The organism is Arthrobacter sp. Y81 (assembly GCF_002929335.1).
In the GTDB taxonomy this organism is placed as follows: domain Bacteria; phylum Actinomycetota; class Actinomycetes; order Actinomycetales; family Micrococcaceae; genus Arthrobacter.
In genome coordinates, this window is sequence record NZ_PJIL01000017.1 from 48,775 (window position 1) to 69,374 (window position 20,600).

At 65.0% G+C, this 20,600-nt stretch carries 17 protein-coding genes; 13 read left to right on the plus strand and 4 right to left on the minus strand.

Going from position 1 to position 20,600, the window contains the following annotated elements; genetic code table 11:
* Window positions 1-28 precede the first annotated feature (28 nt).
* Together CXQ91_RS19135 and CXQ91_RS19140 are read left to right on the plus strand one after the other, a co-directional pair.
* The gene (locus tag CXQ91_RS19135; protein ID WP_104175469.1) at window positions 29-766 is read left to right on the plus strand and encodes a 1-acyl-sn-glycerol-3-phosphate acyltransferase; all 738 of its coding nucleotides are present in this window, start codon (window positions 29-31) and stop codon (window positions 764-766) included.
* A 106-nt stretch (window positions 767-872) separates the two neighbouring features.
* On the plus strand, window positions 873-2,264 hold the full coding sequence (locus CXQ91_RS19140) for a class II 3-deoxy-7-phosphoheptulonate synthase (RefSeq protein ID WP_104175470.1): 1,392 nt from the start codon (window positions 873-875) through the stop codon (window positions 2,262-2,264).
* Between the two features lie 121 nt (window positions 2,265-2,385).
* On the opposite strand, the gene CXQ91_RS19145 is transcribed toward CXQ91_RS19140, so the two are convergent.
* Complete coding sequence (locus CXQ91_RS19145; RefSeq protein ID WP_104175471.1) at window positions 2,386-4,506, minus strand: Stk1 family PASTA domain-containing Ser/Thr kinase; 2,121 nt, start codon at window positions 4,504-4,506, stop codon at window positions 2,386-2,388.
* Between the two features lie 102 nt (window positions 4,507-4,608).
* Window positions 4,609-5,967, minus strand: a complete 1,359-nt coding sequence (locus CXQ91_RS19150; RefSeq protein ID WP_104175472.1) for a lytic transglycosylase domain-containing protein — start codon at window positions 5,965-5,967, stop codon at window positions 4,609-4,611.
* 242 nt (window positions 5,968-6,209) lie between these two features.
* Between CXQ91_RS19150 and CXQ91_RS19155 the strand changes: the two genes are divergently transcribed.
* Complete coding sequence (locus CXQ91_RS19155; RefSeq protein ID WP_104175473.1) at window positions 6,210-6,563, plus strand: Rv2175c family DNA-binding protein; 354 nt, start codon at window positions 6,210-6,212, stop codon at window positions 6,561-6,563.
* Window positions 6,564-6,617: 54 nt separating this feature from the next.
* Here CXQ91_RS19155 and CXQ91_RS19160 read toward each other — a convergent pair whose 3' ends face one another.
* Together CXQ91_RS19160 and CXQ91_RS19165 are read right to left on the minus strand one after the other, a co-directional pair.
* Complete coding sequence (locus tag CXQ91_RS19160) at window positions 6,618-7,712, minus strand: polyprenyl synthetase family protein (protein ID WP_104175474.1); 1,095 nt, start codon at window positions 7,710-7,712, stop codon at window positions 6,618-6,620.
* A complete protein-coding gene (locus tag CXQ91_RS19165; RefSeq protein ID WP_104175475.1) occupies window positions 7,709-8,239 on the minus strand; it encodes a hypothetical protein in 531 nt (176 codons plus the stop codon). The genes CXQ91_RS19160 and CXQ91_RS19165 overlap by 4 nt, the downstream gene beginning before the upstream one ends.
* 74 nt (window positions 8,240-8,313) lie before the next feature.
* On the opposite strand from CXQ91_RS19165, the gene dinB reads away from it, so the two are divergent.
* The 10 genes from dinB to murD all read left to right on the plus strand — a co-directional run bounded on the left by dinB (window position 8,314) and on the right by murD (window position 20,598).
* Window positions 8,314-9,540 (plus strand): DNA polymerase IV, encoded by a 1,227-nt coding sequence (gene dinB / locus CXQ91_RS19170; RefSeq protein WP_104175476.1) that lies wholly within the window; start codon window positions 8,314-8,316, stop codon window positions 9,538-9,540.
* 302 nt (window positions 9,541-9,842) lie between these two features.
* Complete coding sequence (locus tag CXQ91_RS19175; protein ID WP_104175477.1) at window positions 9,843-10,214, plus strand: DUF3040 domain-containing protein; 372 nt, start codon at window positions 9,843-9,845, stop codon at window positions 10,212-10,214.
* 374 nt (window positions 10,215-10,588) lie between these two features.
* Window positions 10,589-11,017, plus strand: coding sequence for a division/cell wall cluster transcriptional repressor MraZ (gene mraZ, locus CXQ91_RS19180; protein WP_011691421.1), 429 nt, complete (start codon window positions 10,589-10,591; stop codon window positions 11,015-11,017).
* 167 nt (window positions 11,018-11,184) lie between these two features.
* Window positions 11,185-12,183: a 16S rRNA (cytosine(1402)-N(4))-methyltransferase RsmH gene (gene rsmH, locus CXQ91_RS19185; protein ID WP_104175478.1), complete on the plus strand. Its 999-nt coding sequence runs from the start codon at window positions 11,185-11,187 to the stop codon at window positions 12,181-12,183.
* Complete coding sequence (locus CXQ91_RS19190) at window positions 12,180-12,851, plus strand: hypothetical protein (RefSeq protein WP_104175479.1); 672 nt, start codon at window positions 12,180-12,182, stop codon at window positions 12,849-12,851. Before rsmH ends, CXQ91_RS19190 begins: the two co-directional genes overlap by 4 nt.
* A 43-nt stretch (window positions 12,852-12,894) precedes the next feature.
* Entirely contained in the window at window positions 12,895-14,697 is a 1,803-nt protein-coding gene (locus tag CXQ91_RS19195) for a penicillin-binding protein 2 (protein WP_104175480.1), read from the plus strand.
* A gap of 77 nt (window positions 14,698-14,774) precedes the next feature.
* Complete coding sequence (locus CXQ91_RS19200; RefSeq protein ID WP_104175481.1) at window positions 14,775-16,427, plus strand: UDP-N-acetylmuramoyl-L-alanyl-D-glutamate--2,6-diaminopimelate ligase; 1,653 nt, start codon at window positions 14,775-14,777, stop codon at window positions 16,425-16,427.
* A 6-nt stretch (window positions 16,428-16,433) separates the two neighbouring features.
* Window positions 16,434-17,909, plus strand: coding sequence for a UDP-N-acetylmuramoyl-tripeptide--D-alanyl-D-alanine ligase (gene murF, locus CXQ91_RS19205; protein WP_104175482.1), 1,476 nt, complete (start codon window positions 16,434-16,436; stop codon window positions 17,907-17,909).
* A complete protein-coding gene (mraY, locus tag CXQ91_RS19210; RefSeq protein ID WP_104175483.1) occupies window positions 17,906-19,015 on the plus strand; it encodes a phospho-N-acetylmuramoyl-pentapeptide-transferase in 1,110 nt (369 codons plus the stop codon). The genes murF and mraY overlap by 4 nt, the downstream gene beginning before the upstream one ends.
* Window positions 18,997-20,598, plus strand: a complete 1,602-nt coding sequence (gene murD / locus CXQ91_RS19215; protein WP_104175484.1) for a UDP-N-acetylmuramoyl-L-alanine--D-glutamate ligase — start codon at window positions 18,997-18,999, stop codon at window positions 20,596-20,598. The genes mraY and murD overlap by 19 nt, the downstream gene beginning before the upstream one ends.
* Window positions 20,599-20,600 lie beyond the last annotated feature (2 nt).

The window sequence follows — 20,600 nt, forward strand, 5'->3', positions numbered from 1 at the left end:
TCAGACGCCCTCCGGAGAGGTACGCCACGTGTTTTATTGGTTCATGAAGACGTTCGTTCTGGGACCGGTGCTCAAGCTCCTGTTCCGGCCCTGGGTCAAGGGGCTCGACAACGTCCCCGCCGAAGGCGCAGCTATCCTGGCTTCCAACCATCTGTCCTTCTCCGACTCCATCTTTATGCCCCTTATGGTGCCGCGCCCCGTGATTTTTTTGGCGAAGTCCGAGTACTTCACCGGCAAGGGCCTCAAAGGCAGGCTGACGGCCCTCTTTTTCCGGCTGACGAACCAGCTGCCCATGGACCGTTCCGGCGGAGCGGCCTCCGCCGCTTCGCTCAACGCCGGAATGGACGTCCTCACGCACGGTTCGCTGCTTGGCATTTATCCGGAAGGAACCCGAAGCCCCGACTCGAGGCTTTACCGCGGAAAGGTCGGCGTGGCGAAACTCGCCCTGCAGGCCAGGGTTCCCGTGATTCCAGTAGCCATGATCGGAACGGACAAGGTCCAGCCCATCGGGAAACGGATGCCGAACATCCGGCGCATCGGCATGATCTTCGGTGAACCGCTGGACTTCAGCCGGTATTACGGCATGGAGGAAGACCGCCTGATCCAGCGGTCCGTCACGGACGAAATCATGTACGAACTCATGCGCCTGTCCGGGCAGGAGTACGTGGACGAATACGCGGCCGTGGTCAAACTGCGGCTGGCGGGCAAACCCACTGAGGGCCCAGCCGGCTCCGGCAGCGGCCCCGCGGAACCCGGGAAAGCGTGACGCCGGTTCAGCGACGCTTGTTCCCGTACCCCGGTTCTGTGACGCCTGTTTGGGACGAATGACGGGTACGGTGCGGAAACCCGGATCCGGGAACTAGTCTTGTAGTGTGACTGAGCTATCTGCAAAACCTGCCTCCCTGCTGACCAGTACCGCCCAGAGCGGTGCCGCCAACTATCCGGGACTGGACCACTGGCGGGAACTGCCGGTCTCCCAGCAGCCCAGCTGGCAAAACAAAGAGGTCTTTGACGCGTCCGTGAAGGAACTCTCCGTCCTTCCGCCGCTTGTCTTCGCCGGCGAAGTGGACATCCTGCGTGAACGGCTCGCCGCTGCTGCGCAAGGCAAGGCCTTCCTGCTCCAGGGCGGGGACTGCGCGGAAACGTTCGAGGCAGCCACCGCTGACAAGATCAGCGCGCGGGTCAAGACCATCCTGCAGATGGCCGTCGTCCTCACCTACGGCGCGGCGATGCCCGTCATCAAAATGGGCCGCATGGCCGGACAGTTCGCGAAGCCGCGCTCCTCCAACGACGAAACGCGCGACGGCGTGACGCTCCCCGCCTACCGCGGCGACATCGTCAACGGCTACGACTTCACCCCGGAATCCCGCGCCCACGACGCCAGCCGGATGCTGAAGGCGTACCACACGTCCGCCTCCACGCTGAACCTCATCCGTGCCTTCACCCAGGGCGGCTTCGCGGACCTCCGCCTGGTGCACCAGTGGAACAAGGGCTTCACCGAAAACCCGGCCCACGCCCGCTACGAGTCGCTGGCGCGGGACATCGACCGTGCCATCAAGTTCATGGCGTCCTGCGGTGCGGACTTCGAGGCCCTCAAGCGCGTGGAGTTCTACGCCAGCCACGAGGCGCTGCTGCTGGACTACGAACGCGCACTGACCCGCATCGACTCCCGCACGGGACTTCCGTACGACACCTCGGCGCATTTCCTCTGGATCGGGGAACGCACCCGCGAGCTCGACAACGCCCACGTCGATTTCCTCTCCCGCGTCCGCAACCCGATCGGCGTCAAGCTGGGCCCCTCGACGTCCGACGACGACGCCCTGCGGCTGATCGACAAGCTGGATCCGAACCGCGAACCGGGCCGGCTCACCTTCATCACCCGGATGGGCGCGGGCAACATCCGCGAGAAGCTCCCCGCCATCGTTGAGAAGGTCACGGCCTCCGGCGCGCAGGTCCTCTGGGTTACGGATCCCATGCACGGGAACACGGTCACCTCGCCCAACGGCTACAAGACGCGCAACTTCGATGACGTCATTGACGAAGTGCGCGGCTTCTTCGAGGTCCACCACTCGCTGGGCACCATTCCGGGCGGCCTGCACGTCGAGATGACGGGTGACGACGTCGCGGAGTGCCTCGGCGGCGCCGACCCCATCGACCAGGAAGCATTCCTGGACCGCTACGAATCGGTCTGCGATCCGCGCCTGAACCACATGCAGTCCCTGGAAATGGCCTTCCTCGTCGCAGGGGCACTGTCCAAGCGCTGACCCCCGCAACGGTTGACAGAAAAAAGCTCCGCCCGGCTGGTCCAGCCGGGCGGAGCTTTTTTGTGGGGACGCCATTCAGACGTGACCCGAGCGTTGCGGCGGTCCGCCGCCCCCATACCGCCTAGACGACGGTGAGGGTTACGACGGAACCCTCAGGCACCTGGGTGTTCACCGGATCCTGGTCCCGCACTGTTCCGAAGAAGCCGCCCAGGATGTTGTTCACCCGGACTTCGAAGCCGAGCTTCTCCAGCGCCTTGCGGGCATCGTTGGCCTGTTTGCCGATGTAGCTGGGGACATCCACGAGCTTGGGGCCCTTGGACACCGTGAGCGTGACGGACTCGCCGCGCGTCAGGGCGCCGGAAGACGGCTCCTGGGCTACTACAGCGCCCTTGGGGACCTTCTTGTCGTTGACCGTTTCAGGCGAGATGACGGCCTTCAGGCCTGCGGCCTCAATCGCTTTGACCGCGGCGCCCTGGTCCTGCCCACGCACGTCAGGCACCGGTATGGGCTCGGGTCCCTTGGAGACGGTCAGGCTGACGGGCGTACCGCGCCGGGCCGGAGTGCCGGCCGCAGGATCCTGGGCAAGGACGGTGCCTGCGGGCTCTGTTTCGCTGAAGGTCTCGGTGACGGTGCCCAGTGCCATCTCGGCGCCGTTGAGCTCGTTCTTTGCCTCGTCCAGGGACTTGCCGCTCATTCCGGGCAGGGGAAACAGCTGGGGACCTTTGGAAACGAAGAGCGATACCGGCTGGAACTTGCGGATTTCCCGCCCCGCCTCAGGTTCGGTGCCCACCACGAGACCGGCCCGGATGTCGTCGTCGAAAACATCCTTGGTGGTGGACTGGAATCCGGCGGTCCCCAGCAGCTGCTGGGCTTCCGCCACTGTCTTGTTGGCGACCCGGGGAATCGTCCCCGGGGACCCGGGCCCCATACCGAAGAACCAGCCTGCGCCCGTTGCCAGCAGCGCCGCGATCACCAGGATGATGATCCAGAGGAGGCCCCGACGGCGGGGGTTGCCTTCGCGGAGCGACCGGACCGGCGTAGACGCTGCCTTTGACTGCGCCCTCGCCGCGTCGCGGTCAAGCTTGCGCTGTGCCCGTTTGCTCATCGGGGACGCGGTGTCCGGTTCGTCCTCGGTATCCCCGAAAGCGGCTTCCGGCTCAGCCGGGGCCGCCAGGGCACCGAACTGGCCCGGGTGCCGCGGTGACGACGAGAGTACCGTGGTGGGATTGCTCTGGCGCGAGATGATTTCTGTTGGATGCTGTCCGGCGGACAGGACCTCTGTGTGGTCCTGATGTGCAGGAGGCGGCGACCCGACAGGCGGGTGTGCAGGCGGGCGCACCCCTGCCGGTGAATGGGCGACGGCGGCGGTCGCGGCCGGTGGCTGAAGATCCAGTTCGGCATCGGTGAGGTTGGTACGGATGTGCCTTAGCTCCGACAGGAGCGCGTTGCCGTCCACCGGGCGCTGCTCGGGGTCCCTCGCCGTGCACCACTGCACCAGCTCGTCCACTTCGGCAGCCAGCCCCGGCACGTTGGCCGAAGGGGCTTCCACCGAGGAATTCACATGTTGGTAGGCCACCTGGATGGGGACTTCGCCGTCGAACGGCTGCTTGCCCGTGATCATTTCGTACAGCATGATGCCCACCGAGTAGATGTCGCTGCGGGCATCCGCGGTCCTGCCGAGCACCAGCTCCGGCGACAGGTATGCCACCGTGCCGATCAGGGCTCCTGTGCTCGTTGAGGTGGTGACCGCCCGGGCCAGGCCGAAGTCACCCAGTTTGATGCGCCCGTCATCGGCGATCAGGACATTCTCCGGTTTGATGTCCCGGTGGATCAGGCCGGCTGCGTGGGCCGACCCCAGCCCTTCCACCACGGGGTCGATCAGCGCCAGGGCAAGGCGGGGAGACAGCGCGCCTTTCTCCCTGATCACGTCGCGGAGGGTGTGGCCCTTGATGTATTCCATCACCAGATAGGCGGTCGGTCCATCGGAGCCTTGGTCCAGGACGCCTACGACATGAGGGTGGGACAGCTTGGCCGCGGCCTTAGCTTCCCGGCCCAGCCTGTCCAGGAAGTTACCGTCGTTCACCAGGTGCGGATGAAGGACCTTGAGTGCAACGTCGCGCTCGAGGCGCTGGTCCGTTGCGAGGTAAACGGTGGACATTCCGCCGCGCGCCAGTCTGGACTGGACCCGGTAACGGTTGTCCACCAGCGTTCCAACGAGGGAGTCCGACACTTTTTCCTGCACCCTACGATCCTAAGTGCTACACGGAAACGGGCCCGAATCGACATGCAATCCGGACCCGTATCGTTACCCACCCGGCACGCTTTTGACGCGTGCCGGAACGGATTAACTGAAGTTCTTCTTGTGTGCCTTGATCGCAGCGACGTAGGACTTGGTGTCTTCGTACATGCCGTACTTGCTGACCGAGTACTGGCCCTGGTAGTACCCGGCGATGGCGTGGTCCATGTCCTTGCTGGTGCTGATCAGCTGGCGGATGATGGCCACGCCTGCCGTTGCGTTGTCATACGGATCGAGCAGGTTCAGTTTGCGGCCCACAAGGTCCGAAGCCCATTCGCCCGACGTCGGGATGACCTGCATGGTGCCAATCGCGTTGGCCGGTGAAACGGCGCGCTGGTCGAAACCGGACTCCTGGTACGCGAACGCCAGAGCGAGCGAGGGATCCACGCCCATCCGCCGTGCGGTGTCCGCGACGATCGACTTCATCTGTTCCCGGCTGGGCACGGGGGAGGCGTTGAGCAGGGCCTTGTTCTGGTTGGCGGACGAGACCACAGCCGCGGGGTAGGTGAACCCGAGGAACGAACCCGGCACCAGGGGAGTGACGCTGGCGGCGGGCTGGATCGAGGCTCCGGGGATGACCAGCTTGTTCCCCGGGTAGATCATGCTGGACATGGTCAGCTTGTTCGCGGACAGGATGTCTGACAGTTTGACGCCGTGTTTGGCGGCAATGGCGGACAGTGTGTCGCCGGACTTGACCGTGTAGGAGCCGGAGCTGGCGGCCGGTGCCGGTGCCGGGGCTTGCGCCGGAGCCGGTGCGGGGTTGGCGGCCGGGGCCGCGGACTGGCCGCTGCCGATCTTGACCTTTTGTCCCGGGTAGATGATGGAGCTCATGTTGAGGCCGTTCCAGCTCAACACTTCCGACAGCTTGACGCCGTGCCGTGCGGCGATGGCGCCCAGTGTGTCGCCGGATTTGACGGTGTAGACGCTGCCGCCGGTGCTGGCTGTGGCTGCTGCGGGGGCAGCAGGCTTGGCCGCGGGGGCGGAGGGGGCCGCAGCCGAACCGGTCAGCTTGATCTTCTGCCCCGGATAGATGACGGTGTTCGCCTGCAGGTTGTTCAGCTTCAGGACCGCGTAGGTGTCCAGGCCGTAGCGGCCCGCGATGCTGCTGATGGTGTCGCCGCGGGCAATGGTGTACTCGGCCGGCGCCGCGGGCTGGGCGGGCCGCAGGGAGCTGGGAATGGACGTGGAAACCGACGCCGCAGGGATGACGCCTGACTTCAGTGCCGCTTCCTGGGCCTGCATGGCCGCAGCGAGCGTGGCGGGCACGGTCCGCGGGCGGGATTCGGCCGCTGCCGGCTGGGCCATGGCCAGGGAGGACAGGACGACTGCCGGAAGGGCGGCCGTAGTTGCCGCAATCACAGGCAGGCTCGGCCTGGGGTGCTGCTTTGGCGATCGGGGCGTCGTCATGGGGATGATCCTCTTCTCAGCGGCGAGTGCTGTCGGTCAGGCCTGTGTTACGAATGATACTAGTGTTACTAAAGTTAGTGTTGGTGCAAATGTGATCTATGTGAATCTCTCACGAATTACCGATTAGCACAAGAATTGTCGGGCATTGTCCATATGCCTTTTTTCGGAGTGTCGATTTGCGGGTTCAGGCCGCCGCCTCCCGCTGACTAGGCGCAATAGCGCTTCCGTGGCAATCTTGTTCCGTGAGTACTGTAGAAAGCCTTGTAGGCGAATGGCTGCCGCTGCCCGACGTTGCAGAATTGATGAACGTTTCCATCACTAAGGTCCATGGATTGCTGGACGAAAAGGCGCTGGTCGCGCTCAGGGTCGGCGACCGTCGAATCCGCTCGGTGCCCGCCGACTTTATGCAGGACGGCCATCCGGTGGAAAGCCTCAAGGGGACCATCGTCGTCCTGTCGGATGCCGGCTACTCCGATGAGGAGCTGATTACGTGGCTTTTCACCCCGGATGAATCACTGCGGGGCCGGCCTATTGACGCACTGCGTGAAGGCCGCAAGACGGAAATCCGCCGCAGGGCACAGTCCCTCGCCTGGTAGTACCCTCCAGGATCCCCGCTAAGTCCCGATGAGCGCCGGGCCGCGCCGCTGAGTTCAGGCGGCGCGGCTGACGGTTGCCTCGGCCAGCTTCCGCAAGGCCGTCTTGGGCAGGTCTTCCAGCGGCAGCAGGTCGAGTTCCGTGAATGCTGCCCGACCGAATTCCTCAATCAGTACTTCAGTTGCCTGGAGTGCTCCGCAGTCCACAATGATGCGCCGGATTTCCTCCACGTCCGCATCCGAGAGGTCCGGGCTTCCGAGCTTTGCGTCAAGGAAACGGGATTCTTCCGGTGCCGCCTGGTCGAGGGTGAAGGCCACCAAGACCGTGCGCTTGCCTTCCCGGAGATCATCGCCCGCGGGCTTGCCGGTCGTGACGGGATCGCCGAAGACTCCCAGGACGTCGTCCCGGAGCTGGAAGGCTTCGCCGAGGGGCAGGGCAAATGCCGAGTAGCCGCGGAGCAGTTCATCGGAGGCGCCTGCAAGCGCACCGCCCAGGGCAAGCGGGTGCTCTGTGGAATATTTTGCCGACTTGAACCGGATGATGGACTGGGCGCGGCTGACCGCACCGGCGCGGTCGCGCATGGGTCCCGCGACCTCTTCCAGGATGTCCAGGTACTGGCCCGCCATCACCTCTGCCCGCATCAGGTTAAAGATCAGCCGTGCCTGGCTTCCCGAGGCCGCCGCCTCGCCGATGTCCGTGAACGTCTCCTCGCTGAACGAGAGGCACAGGTCCCCGGTCAGGATGGCGGCGGCATGACCGAAGCGTTCACTGTCCAGGGCCCAGCCCTGGGCTTCATGCAGCTGGCTGAAGCGGCGGTGCACACTGGGGCCTCCGCGCCGTGTGTCCGAACGGTCAATGATGTCATCGTGGATCAGTGCCGCCGCCTGGAACAGCTCCAGCGCCGATCCCGCAGTGACCACCTCGGTGGCCGCCGCATCTCCGCCGGCGCCGCGCCAGCCCCAGTAGCACATGAGTGCCCGCAGCCGTTTGCCTCCGGTGACCAGGTTGGAGATGGAGCCCATCAGCGGATCGATGTCCTGGGATATGGCGGACATCACGGATTGGCGGGTGGCCAGGAAGTCGTTGAGCTTGCCGGCGACGGCGGCCACGAACGCCGTCTGCTCGAGGCGCAGCTGCTCGGCGACCGTCACTTGGCGGACTCGGCTGCGACGTTGGCGCCAATCGTGAACGTGGAGACCCCGCCGGTTTCCACCACTGCTATGTTCACGGTTTCGTTGTCACCACGGAGGAAGTCCTTTGACGCCACTGCACCCACATTCTCCCCGGGCACAGCCTTGAAACCCTGGGCTTCCATCTCTTTCGTATAGAAAGCCACGACGGCGGCAGCCGGGGAGGTGATGTTTCCCACCAGGGCAGCGGTCGCCGGAGTGGACGTCTTGTCAAAGCTGCTCGAGACCACCTTTGACCCGGGCATGACCGGCAGCAGTTTTTCCGGGAAGCCGGAGACGAGCGCGCCGACGGTTGCTGTGGTTCCGGGTGACGCCGAAGGGCTCGCCGGTGCAGTGGTGGATGCCTGTTCAGTGACGGAAGCTGAAGCGCTGGCCGTCCCCGAGGCCTTGGCGCCGGGATCGGCCGGGGTGCATGCCGCCAGGGCCAGCACGGCGCCGGCCACGATCACGGCACAGCCCGCAGGCTTGAGCTTTCCAATTACCTTCACAGAAACTGTCCTCCTGGTGTTGACGCCGGATTCAGCCTCCAGTTTAGTCAGTCCCACGGCATAGGATTGTAGGCGTGGGGTCGGAACAGGATAAACAGAAGCTCGAAGCGACCCTCAGGGAGCTCCGTCGAAGCAGCATCCTGCATGTGGACATGGACGCTTTTTTCGTCTCGGTGGAACTCCGCAGCCGTCCGGGCCTGCGCGGAAAGCCGGTGATCGTCGGTTACCCGGCGGAGCGTTCGGTTGTCCTGTCCGCCTCCTATGAAGCCCGGGCCTTCGGGGTGAAGTCCGCGATGCCCATGGCGGTCGCGGCGCGCATGTGCCCCTCGGCAATCATCATCGAACCCCGGCACAAGCTCTACTATGAGGTTTCTGCACAGCTGATGGCGATCTTCGGGTCCATCACGGACCTGGTGGAGCCCCTGAGTGTCGACGAAGCCTTCCTCGACGTCGGCGGAGCCATCCGGCGGCTGGGAAGTCCGCGCGAGATCGGTGAGATTATCCGCCGGCGCGTGCTGGGCGAGCTCGGCATCACCGCATCCGTCGGCATAGCTGCCAGCAAATTTGTGGCCAAAATAGCCTCCACCCGGTGCAAGCCGGACGGACTCCTGCTCATCGCGCCCGATGAGACAGTTGCCTACCTGCACAGTCTTCCGGTCAACGCGCTCTGGGGTGTCGGAGCCAAGACGGTCGAGGTATTGGCGCGCATGGGAATCCGGACTGTGGCGGATGTGGCCGCGACGCCGCCGGCCTCGCTGAAGAAATCGCTGGGGGCCTCCGGCGAGCACGTCTACAGGCTTTCGTGGGGGATAGACCCCCGGCCGGTGACTCCGGTCCGCCTGGAGAAGAGCATCGGTGCCGAGGAAACGTTCGCTGTGGATACGGCCGATGACGTGCTCCTGCACCGGGAGCTGCTGCGTTTGTCGCACCGGACGGCCGAGCGGCTCCGAAGCACAGGAATGGTTGCCAGGACCATCTCCCTCAAACTCCGCTACGCCGATTTCTCCACCATCACACGCAGCAGGACCGTGCACGCCCCGGTTGACAGTGCTCAGCTGATCTATGCCGTCACCGTTCAGCTCCTCGAATCGCTGGGCACGCGGCCCATGACGGTCCGCCTTGTCGGAGTGAGGGCGGAGCAGCTCGATGATGCCGCCCACACTTCACTGCAGCTCAGCCTGGACCGCCGCGATGACAATTGGCGAGCGGCAGAACAGGTCCTGGACAGGGTGGCTGAGAAGTTCGGCGCGAAATCGGTGCTTCCGGCGCGGCTGCTTGACCCGTACAACACCGCCGACTGAGTGCGGTACCCGCCCCCGGAAGGCATTCCGGGCTCCCCGGCGGACAAGGCGCCTGTGCCCCGCCCGGCCCCGCCCGCAGCGTCTTTCAGAACAGGGCACAACAAACTATCCTTAGATATACGTAGATTTCGAACGTCTGGAATTACTGAACGGCCAGCTGCATCAGTCCGTCGTCCGAATGCGTGGAACCCGGGTCCTCCGGTATACGGTGGCCGGGAACCTCCTGCGCATGCCGGACGTTATCGGATTGAGAACCAGAGGCCACGGCACGTCCGGACGTTGGCCGACTTAAGGAGGTCGTGATGCCGCTCTCGGAGCACGAACAGAAGTTGCTCGAGCAGCTGGAGAAGCAGCTGCACGAGGACGATCCGAAGTTTGCCAACTCAATGGGATCGGATCCGGGCCGCAACTGGTCCACGCGCCATATTGTGATGGGCGTATTGGCCACCCTGGCCGGTGTTCTCCTCCTGCTGGTGGGCGTATCACTTCAGAACATTTTTGTTGGTGTCCTCGGTTTCATTGTGATGGGAGCCGGAGTCTATTTCGCAACGATGCGCAGTTCCGCCGCCGGGAAAGCAAAATCGTCCGGCGCCAAGAAAACCGGCAAAGGGCGCAGCTCATTCATGAGCGGCCTTGAGGAACGCTGGGACGAACGCCGCCGCGGCGAACCGTGACAGCCGTTCGCTAACGCTCCACTTCGCACCACCCTGCCTCCGGCAGACCCGCATGAAGACCCGCCCCGGCGGGTCTTTTGCTTTTAAACGCCGACAATCCGGGGCGGCGATCCCGGAGGCCCATCGCGGTGGGTGCGGCCTCCCGCCGTCGTCCTCCCAGGGGACGTCCGCGTGCGCCACTCAACGCCGTAACCCCTCCACTTTCCACCACGCCCCCGGGACCCTGTATTTCCGGGGGATTATTCGTCCAATCCCGGGATGAATCTTTTCGTGTCGCGTTGACTGTGGAGCGATGTGGAGTAAAGTGGAGCGAGTAAGAGGGTAGTGGCAGCACAGGGGACGTGCAGCTCCTGACGACAGACAGGCGGGTGGCCATGTTTCTTGGCACTCACTCGCCGCGTTTGGACGAAAAGGGGCGGATCATCCTCCCAGCGAAGTTCCGTGAGGAACTTGCCAGCGGACTGGTACTCACAAGGGGCCAGGAACGTTGCATATACGTCTTCAGTGAGCGGGAATTCGGACGGATTCACGAGCAAATGCGGGAGGCGCCCATCTCCTCCAAGCAGACTCGTGACTACATCCGGGTTTTCCTCTCTGGAGCCTCGGACGAGGTACCTGACAAGCAGGGGCGCGTGACTATTCCTCCCGCACTCCGGGCATATGCAGGTCTTGGCAGGGAGCTCGCCGTCATTGGCGCCGGCTCCCGGGCGGAGATCTGGGATGCCCAGGCCTGGAATGAGTACCTGGCGGAGAAGGAAACCTCCTTCTCCGAAACCGACGACGCCATCCCGGGAATCTTCTGACGCCCGGAGGCGACGACGGAAGCGTTTCTTGAACGAGATCTCCAGCCGCCCATCCGAACGTTTTCCTGGCTCACTTCCCCGGAGCCAGGCGGGCGCTGGGATAGGCGCGGATGGGGATCTGGCTTAAGAAACACCCCCGAGGCACAACGGCAAGAAAGGACAACGGTATGAGCGATCCCAACCAGCCAAAACCCACGTCCGAACGCCATGTACCGGTCCTCAAGGACCGGTGCATCAATTTGTTGGCCCCGGGTATCGAGGCAGCCCGCCAACGCGGCGACAGCCCCGTGGTCATCGATGCAACCCTCGGGATGGGCGGCCACTCCGAAGCCCTGCTCCAGCGGTTCCCGGACCTCCACCTGATCGGAATCGACCGCGACGAGGAAGCGCTGGCCCTCGCCGGCGAGCGTTTGAAAGCCTTCGCCGGCCGGACTGACCTGGTGCACGCTGTCTACGACGAAATCCCCGATGTTCTCCGGGAGCTTGGCGTCACCGAGGTCCACGGCGTGCTCATGGACCTGGGGGTTTCCTCCCTGCAGCTCGACGAGCGTGAGCGCGGGTTTGCCTACTCTTTTGATGCGCCCCTGGACATGCGCATGGACACGAGCCGGGGACAGACGGCCGCGGACGTGGTGAACAACTACAGCGAAGAGGATCTGGTCCGCATCATCCGCAAATGGGGTGAGGAGAAGTTTGCCGGGAGAATCGCGAACCGCATAGTGGCGGCGCGCGAGGCGAAGCCTTTCGCCACCACGGGCGAACTCGTTGACACCATTCGCGCCGTTGTCCCGTCAGGGGCGGCAAAGACCGGCGGACACCCTGCCAAGCGGACCTTCCAGGCACTGCGGATCGAAGTCAACGAAGAACTCGATGTGCTGGAGCGCGCGGTGCCTGCTGCCGTGGACGCCCTGGCCATGGGAGGCCGCGTGGTGGTCATGTCGTACCACTCGCTGGAAGACAAGATCGTCAAGAAGGTCTTCCAAGCCGGCTCAAAGTCGTCGGCGCCGCTGGGGTTCCCGGTGGAGCTGGAAGAGCACAAGGCCGAACTCAAGACCCTGACCAAGGGCACCGAGGTGCCCACTGCCGACGAAATCGCCGAAAACCCACGCGCAGCGTCCGCCAGGTTGCGCGCAGTTGAACGAATCAGAGCCAGGAGGGCCGCATGAGCACCGCCGCTGCCAAGAACTTCCCAGCCGTGTCCGGCACGGCGGCCCGTGCCCTCACGGGGCTCAAGCCTGGCGGAGGTTCCGAACGGAAGCTGCGGACGCCGCTGTCGGTAGTCCGCTCCACGCCGCGCAAGCGCCGGGCGCCCTTCGTTGTGCTCTGCTTCGCCCTGCTGGCTGTTGCTCTGATGGCTGTCCTGGTCCTGAACATCTCCGTCTCCACTGCCCAGTACCAGTTGGTGCAGTTGCGGAGCGACCAGTCCACGCTGACGAAACAGAACCAGGACCTGACACAGCAGGTCCAGAACTTCGATGCTCCGCAGAACCTGGCTGCCAAGGCCGCAGAATTGGGCATGGTTGCTTCCACCGGCAAGGGCCAGATCGACCTGTCCACGTTGACTGTCAGCGGCACCCCCAAACCGGCGGCCAAGGGTGACAAGCCGGGCGCCGTCATTGCAGCGCCGGCTGTCGCCGGACAGCTCACTGTCGTTCCGCGCGCCACCACCAAGGATCCGCTGGCTGCCCGCAAACCGGCGGAAGCTGAGGCCGCTAAACAGCCCGCACCTGCGGCACCGGCGGCAGCAGCCCCGGCCGCCGCTGCGCCAAAGCCCGCGGTTGATCTCCACGGAGGTTCCGTTCCGGCGCCGAAGCAAAAGACGCCGGGACAGTAACTGACAGGACTCACCACCAGTACGCAACCAGCAAGGACTCATCGTGGCGCAGAGCACGGGCAAGAAGACAACCGCAAAAGTGCCCAACGCCACCAGGAGGCTCCGCCTCGGACTGGGCATGATGCTGGCACTGTTGCTTGTGGTTGGCGGCAAGCTGTTCATGGTCCAGGGGCTGGACATCGGCGGGATGGCTGAGGCCGCACTGAACAACCGCCTGACCCCGATCGAGCTCCCTGCCGAACGTGGCAGCATCCTGGACACGAACGGGACGGTCCTGGCCGACAGCGTGATCCGTTACAACGTGGTGGTGGATCAGCGGGTCAACACCAAGACCGAGTCGTTCAGGCGACTGGACACCGTCGGTGAGAAGGAAGAGCTCGTTACTGTCTCCAGGGACAAGGGCATCGAGGAGCTGGCCGCTGTCCTGGGACAGAATCCCGAGGACATCAAGGACGCCCTGACGGGGGAGAAGCCCTATTACATCGTGGCGAAGGACCTCAAGCCCGACATGGAGGACCGGATCTCCAAGCTGCAGATCCCGGGAATAGTCACCGTCGGCACCAGCAAGCGCGTTTACCCGAACGGCTCAGTGGCCGGCGGGATCGTCGGATTCCTGCAGGACGGAGCCAGCGGCCAGGCGGGACTGGAACAGACCCAGGACGAAGTCCTCAAGGGAACTCCCGGCAAGCGGCTTTTCGAAATTGGCGCCGACGGCCTGCGCATCCCGGTGGGCGTGGACGAGTTGACTCCGGCCGTCAACGGCAAGGACATCAGGCTTACCCTCAATTCGGACCTCCAATACTTCGCGCAGCAGGCCATCCAGAGCCAGTCGGACAAGCTGAGCGCCGAATGGGGCGTCATCATCGTCCAGGACATCAAGACCGGCAACATCATCGCCATGGCGGACACCAACGCCCCGGACCCCAACGACCCGGGCAAGGTGGCTGCCAAGGACCGTGGCGTCCGCTCGGTGACTGCCGCCTACGAGCCCGGCTCGGTGGAGAAGATGATCACGGCGGCCGCCGTGATCGAAGAGGGCAAGTCCAGCCCGCTCGACCATTTCACTATCCCGTCATCCCTTGTAGTGGACGGCCAGGTCTTCACGGACTCCTTCGACCATGGCACCGAGGAACGGACGCTGGCCGGAATCCTTGGCTGGTCCATGAACACCGGAACTGTCATGGCGGGTTCGCGCCTCACCAAGGAACAGCGCCACGACTGGCTGCAGAAGTTCGGCATCGGCGAGGCACCCGACATCGGGCTGCCCGCTGAAGCCGGCGGCATCCTCACCCCGGCCGATCAGTGGGACGGCCGGCAGGAGTACACCGTCCTGTTCGGACAGGGTGTCTCGCAATCCACGCTGCAGACCGTCCGCGCCTACCAGTCCATTGCCAACGGCGGCGTGATGCTCCAGCCGCGCCTCATTGACAGCTACATCAACCCCGATGGAACCGAGGAAAAGGTCCCCGCGAAGGAAAGCCGTCAGGTCGTGTCTCCGGAGACCGCGAAGCAGGTGCGGGACATCCTGGAGAGCGCCGTGACCGAGGGCCAGATCAAGGACGCGGCCATTGACGGGTACCGCGTCGGGGCCAAGACCGGAACGTCCGAATCACCGTGCGACGACGGCAAATCCGGGTACTGCGGGTACACGGCGTCCATGGTGGGGATGGCGCCGATGGACGATCCTCGGTTTATTGTTGAAGTTGTCCTGCAGCGCCCCAAAGGCAGCATCTACGGAATCACCAACGGTCCGGTGTTCCGCTCGGTGATGAGCCAGGTTCTGCGGACTTACAACGTTCCGCCATCAACGGGCGAGCCGGTCAGGCTGCCCCAGTACGTCAAGTAGCACGTCCACAACATCGTACGCATCAGGGGAACTTCCCCTACGCCCGGTGTGATCCACTAGCACCAACGGAGATCCACTTGTCAGAGCACCATGCCCCAGGCAGCACCGACGCGACGAACGGCACGGAGTCCGGATCCGGCTTCCGGCCGACGGCCGTTGCCGCGGTGCCCCTGGGCACCATCGGCGAGTCTGTCGGCGTCGTAGTTCCCGGGGCCTCCAGTTCCATACCCGTCACCGGCATTTCGCTGAACTCGCGAACGGTGCAGCCGGGCGACCTGTACGTCGCGCTGCCCGGCGCAGCCCGGCACGGGGCGGACTTCGTATCCCAGGCCGTCACGGCGGGGGCGGTTGCGGTCGTGACGGACGACGACGGCGCGCGGCTCCTCGCGCTGTCTGCAGACACTCCCGTGCCGGTCCTGGTGGTTGACCAGCCCCGCAGCGCCGTCGGGGGCCTCGCGGCGCTGATCTACCAGAGCCGCCCGGAAACGGGCGCCGCTCCGTCACTGTTCGGCGTCACTGGCACCAACGGCAAGACCACCACCACTTACTTCATCAACGCGCTGCTTCAGGCGCTGGGCCGCAAGACCGGACTGATCGGCACCATCGAGATCGTGGCCGGCGGCCAGCCGATTCCCAGCCTGCTCACAACGCCTGAATCCACGGACATCCACGCCCTGCTGGCGCTCATGCGCGAACGCGGCCTGGACGCTGCCTCCATGGAGGTTTCCTCGCACGCAGTGTCGTTCCACCGGGTGGACGGGGTGCAGTTCGACGTCGCCGGCTTCACCAACCTGACCCAGGACCACCTGGACCTCCACGGCACCATGGACGATTATTTCCAGACCAAGGCGGAGCTGTTCACACCACTCCGCGCCAGGTCAGCGGTCATCACCATCGACGACGAATGGGGCAGGCGCCTCGCGGCCGGCGCAGCCATTCCGGTCACCACCCTGGCAACGGCCGAAGGCACCGACCCGTCAGCATCCGCCGCCGACTGGACCGTCAGTGACACCGCACCGCGGGGGCTTGGCACTGAATTCCGGCTGAGCCACCGTGACGGCACGGAACTGCGTGTCCATACGGGCCTGCCCGGGGGCTTCAACGTCTCCAACGCGGCCCTCGCGACCCTTATGGTGCTGGCCAGCGGAGTCGACGCTGAAACGCTGCAGTCAGTGCTCGACTCGGCCGATCCGTTCACCGTAGCCGTACCCGGACGCATGCAGCTCGTTTCCACGGCGCCGGCCGCCGTCGTCGACTTTGCCCACAACCCGGACGCCCTCCGGCGTGCGCTGGAAGCCGTGCGCTCACCGGAGCCCGGCTCGAGGGTGATCGTGGTCTTCGGGGCCACGGGGCAGCGGGACCAGGGCAAACGGCCGGCCATGGGGGCCATCGCCGCGCGCCTTGCGGACGTAGTCATCGTCAGCGACGACGACCCCCACGACGAGGACGCCGCTGCCATCCGTGCCGACGTCCTGGCCGGCGCCCGGCACGCCCAGGAAACCGAAGGCCTCGGATGCACGATCCTTGAGTCGTACCCGCGCGACGCAGCCATCCGGCAAGCCGTTGACATGGCCGATCAGCGGGACACGATCCTCGTGGCCGGCCGCGGCCACGAGGTCTGGCAGGAAGTCAACGGCGTCAATCTGGCGCTCGACGACAGGGTGGAGCTCCGCGAGGCCTTGACAGCCCGCGGATTCACGGTTCTGAACGACGAGCGGATAGAGTCCTAGACCGAGATGATTGCATTTACTGCGGCGGAAATTGCCGAAATTACAGACGGCCGCCTTGCCGCCCTCCCGACCATCACGCCCGTCGCGGTGGTCACGGATTCCCGGGAGGCCACGGAGGGATCCCTCTATGTGGCCAAGTCCGGCGAGACCGCTGACGGCCACGACTTCATCGGTGCGGCCTTTGAACGCGGCGCCGTCCTTGCCCTGGTGGAACGTGACGTTCACGACGATTCCGGAAACCCGTATCCCGCCATCGTGGTGAAGGACGCTGTCCTCGCCATGGGCGCACTGGCCGCCGAATCCGTCCGCCGGATCCGGGCCCGCCGTGAGGCCGAGGGCTCCGGCTTCACCGTTATCGGCATCACCGGATCCGCCGGCAAGACCACCACCAAGGACCTGCTCGCCGGAATCCTCGCCGCGGAAGGCAACACCGTTTCGCCCCAGGGCTCCTACAACGGCGAGGTGGGTGTACCGCTGACCGTTTTCAAGGCCGGATTCGACACCCGCTACCTGGTGATCGAGATGGGTGCCACCGGGATCGGCCACATCCGCTATCTCGCGGACATGGTCCGGCCCCGGATCGGCGTGGTCCTGGGCATCGGAACCGCCCATGCCGGTGAATTCGGCGGAGTGGACAACATCGCCGTTGCCAAGGGGGAACTGATCGAGGCCCTCCCGGAAAGCGGAACGGCGGTCATCAACCTCGATGACGGCCGCGTTGCCGGAATGACGGGCAGGACCAGCGCCAACGTGCTGGGCTTCTCCGCGCAGGGCGCCGAAGACATCCCGGACGCCGGGCTTCGCGCCACGCACGTGGAAACGAACGCAACCGGAAACCCGGAGTTTGAACTCTTCTTCCCGGTTGAGGCAGCGGGGTATCAGGTCCGCAGCCGCCTCATCGGCGCGCACCACGTGACCAACCTCCTGGCAGCGGCCGGAGCGGCCTATGCGGCGGGGGTCCCAGGGCAGCGGATCGCGGCTTCCCTCAGCGCCCAGTCGGCCGCCAGCCGCTGGCGGATGGAACGCACGGAGCGCGCGGACGGCGTCACCATCATCAATGACGCCTACAACGCCAACCCCGAATCAATGCGGGCCGCCCTGCGGACGCTGGCCGACCTCGGCCGCGGCCGCCGCACCTGGGCGGTGCTCGGGGCCATGCTGGAACTGGGCTCCGATTCCATCCGGGAGCACATGGCCGTCGGCACCCAGGTGGTCAGGCTCAACATCTCCCGCCTCGTCGTGGTCGGCCGCGAGGCGCGTTCACTCTACGTCTCGGCCGTCAACGAAGGCTCCTGGGGAGACGAATGCGTCTTCACCGAGACCGCGGACGAGGCCTTTGACCTCCTCCAAAACGAGCTTGAACCCGGCGACCTGGTCCTCTTCAAGTCCTCCAACAGTGTTGGGCTGAGGCATCTAGGGGATCGGATAGCATTACCTCCACAAACCCAAGCAACCGCCACTGAAGGGAGCGAGTCGCTGTGATTGCACTGCTCATCGGCGCTGGCCTGGCCCTGCTGTTTGCCTTGGTGGGAACCCCGCTGTTTATCCGTCTCCTCGTCCGCAAGAGCTACGGCCAGTTCATCCGCGACGACGGCCCCACGTCGCACCACACCAAGCGCGGCACGCCGACCATGGGCGGCACAGTCGTCGTGTTTGCGGTGCTGCTGAGCTACGCGCTGACGCACCTCATCATGTGGATGATGAACCCGCGGTCACCCGGGCCGTCCGCCTCCGCCCTGCTGCTCCTGTTCCTGATGGTGGGCATGGGGCTGGTGGGGTTCCTGGACGACTTCATCAAGATCTCCAAGCAGCGCAGCCTCGGCCTGGACGCCAAGGCCAAGCTGATACTCCAGGCAGCCGTCGGCATCATTTTCGCGGTGATGGCCCTGAACTTTCCGGATGAGAATGGCCTGACGCCGGCATCCACGCAGATCTCCCTGGTACGGGACATCCCGTGGCTGAACCTCGCCTTCGGCGGGACCGTCCTCGGTGCCATCCTGTTCGTCCTGTGGTCCAACCTGATCGTCACGGCGGCCACCAACGGCGTGAACCTGACAGACGGCCTGGACGGGCTCGCGGCCGGAGCTTCGGTCATGGTGTTCGGCGCGTACACGCTGATGGGAATCTGGCAGAGCAACCAGGCCTGCGGCTCTCCGCGGCAGGCCGGCGGCGGCTGCTACACCGTCCGCGACCCGCTGGACCTCGCACTCCTTGCAGCCATCCTCAGCGCAGCGCTGGTGGGCTTCCTGTGGTGGAACACCTCGCCGGCCAAGATCTTCATGGGCGACACCGGTTCGCTGGCCATCGGCGGCGCGGTCGCCGGTTTCGCGATCCTGTCCCGGACCGAACTGCTGCTCGCCTTCATCGGCGGCCTCTTCGTCCTCATCACGCTGTCGGTGATCATCCAGGTGGGCTACTTCAAGATCACCAAGGGCAAGCGTTTCTTCAAAATGGCTCCGCTACAGCACCACTTTGAACTCAAGGGCTGGGCGGAAGTCACCGTTGTGGTCCGGTTCTGGATCCTCGGCGGCCTCTTCGTCGCCGCGGGCCTCGGTATCTTCTACGCAGAATGGGTGGTCCTGCTGTGAGCAGTCCTATACCTTCGCCGCTGGCAACGTCGCCCCGGCTCGATAACCTGGTGAGCTGGGACTCGGACTGGGCCGGACTCCGGGTCGTCGTGACGGGAATAGGCGTCTCCGGGTTCGCCGCCGCAGACACCCTGATCGAACTCGGTGCCCGGGTTGTGGTGGTTGACGCCGCCACCAGTCCGATCGCCAAGGCCCAGGCGGACACCCTGAAAATCGTCGGTGCCGTGGATGTCCTGCTCGGCGAGGACGCGGTGCACTCCATGCCGAAGATCGACGGCCAGAAACCGGAACTCATTGTGACCTCCCCTGGTTGGCGCCCGGACCAGGCCCTGCTCGCGCTGGCTGCACGGACCCATATCCCCGTCTGGGGCGACGTGGAACTCGCCTGGCGGGTGCGCGAGCGGGAGGGCCGCAAGACCGCGGACTGGCTGACCATCACCGGAACGAACGGGAAGACCACAACCGTTGGCCTGACCGAATCCATGCTGCAGGCCGCCGGGCTCAAAGCCATCGCCGTCGGCAACGTGGGAACGCCCATCCTGGACGCCCTGCGTGACCCGGTGGAGTACGACGTCCTCGCCGTGGAGCTTTCGAGCTTCCAGCTGCACTGGAGCCACTCCGTCTCACCGGTCGCCAGCGTCTGCCTCAACGTCGCTGAGGACCACGTGGACTGGCACGGCTCCTACACTTCGTACCTCGCCGACAAGGCGAAGGTCTACGAACGGACCCAAAAGGCCTGCATCTACAACGCCGAGCAGATCGAAACCGAACGCATGGTGGAAAACGCGGATGTCGTGGAAGGCTGCCGGGCCGTGGGCTTCACCACCGTGACGCCCGCCATCAGCATGCTCGGGGTGGTTGAAGGCCTCCTGGTGGACCGTGCCTTCATCCCCGGGCGCAAGGACAGTGCTGCCGAACTTGCCGCCATGGCGGACCTCGGCCCGGTGGCACCGCGCCACATGGTGGCCAACGCCCTGGCCGCGGCGGCCCTGGTCCGGGCCTACGACGTGGAGCCGCAGGCCGTCCGGCAGGGCCTGAAGAACTACATCCCGGGAGCCCATCGCATCCAGCTGGTCGCCCGCCACAACGATGTGCTGTGGATCAACGACTCCAAAGCCACGAATCCGCACGCCGCGGCGGCGTCGCTGTCCGCTTTCAGCAATGTCATCTGGATCGCGGGCGGGCTCTCCAAGGGTGTGAGCTATGACGAACTTGTCAAGGACCAGGCCCCGCGGCTCAAGGCCGTAGTCCTGATCGGAGCGGACACGACTGCGCTCACGGATGCCCTCAAGCGACACGCACCGGATGTCCCCGTTATCGGACGCGCCAAGGGCGACACTGAAAATGTGCAGTCTGCCGACGCGGCCGGTGCCGGCGCAGTGCCCTCGCCGATCTACGGGGAAACTGTGATGGCCCAGGCCGTTGCCGCAGCCGCACAGCTGGCCTCTCCGGGGGACACTGTGCTCATGGCCCCGGCGGCTGCTTCCATGGATCAGTTCTCTTCCTACGCTCACCGTGGGGACGCCTTCATTGAAGCTGTCCGCGGGCTCGTGGAAGGGCAGGCTCAGACCGGCGAGGAGTAACA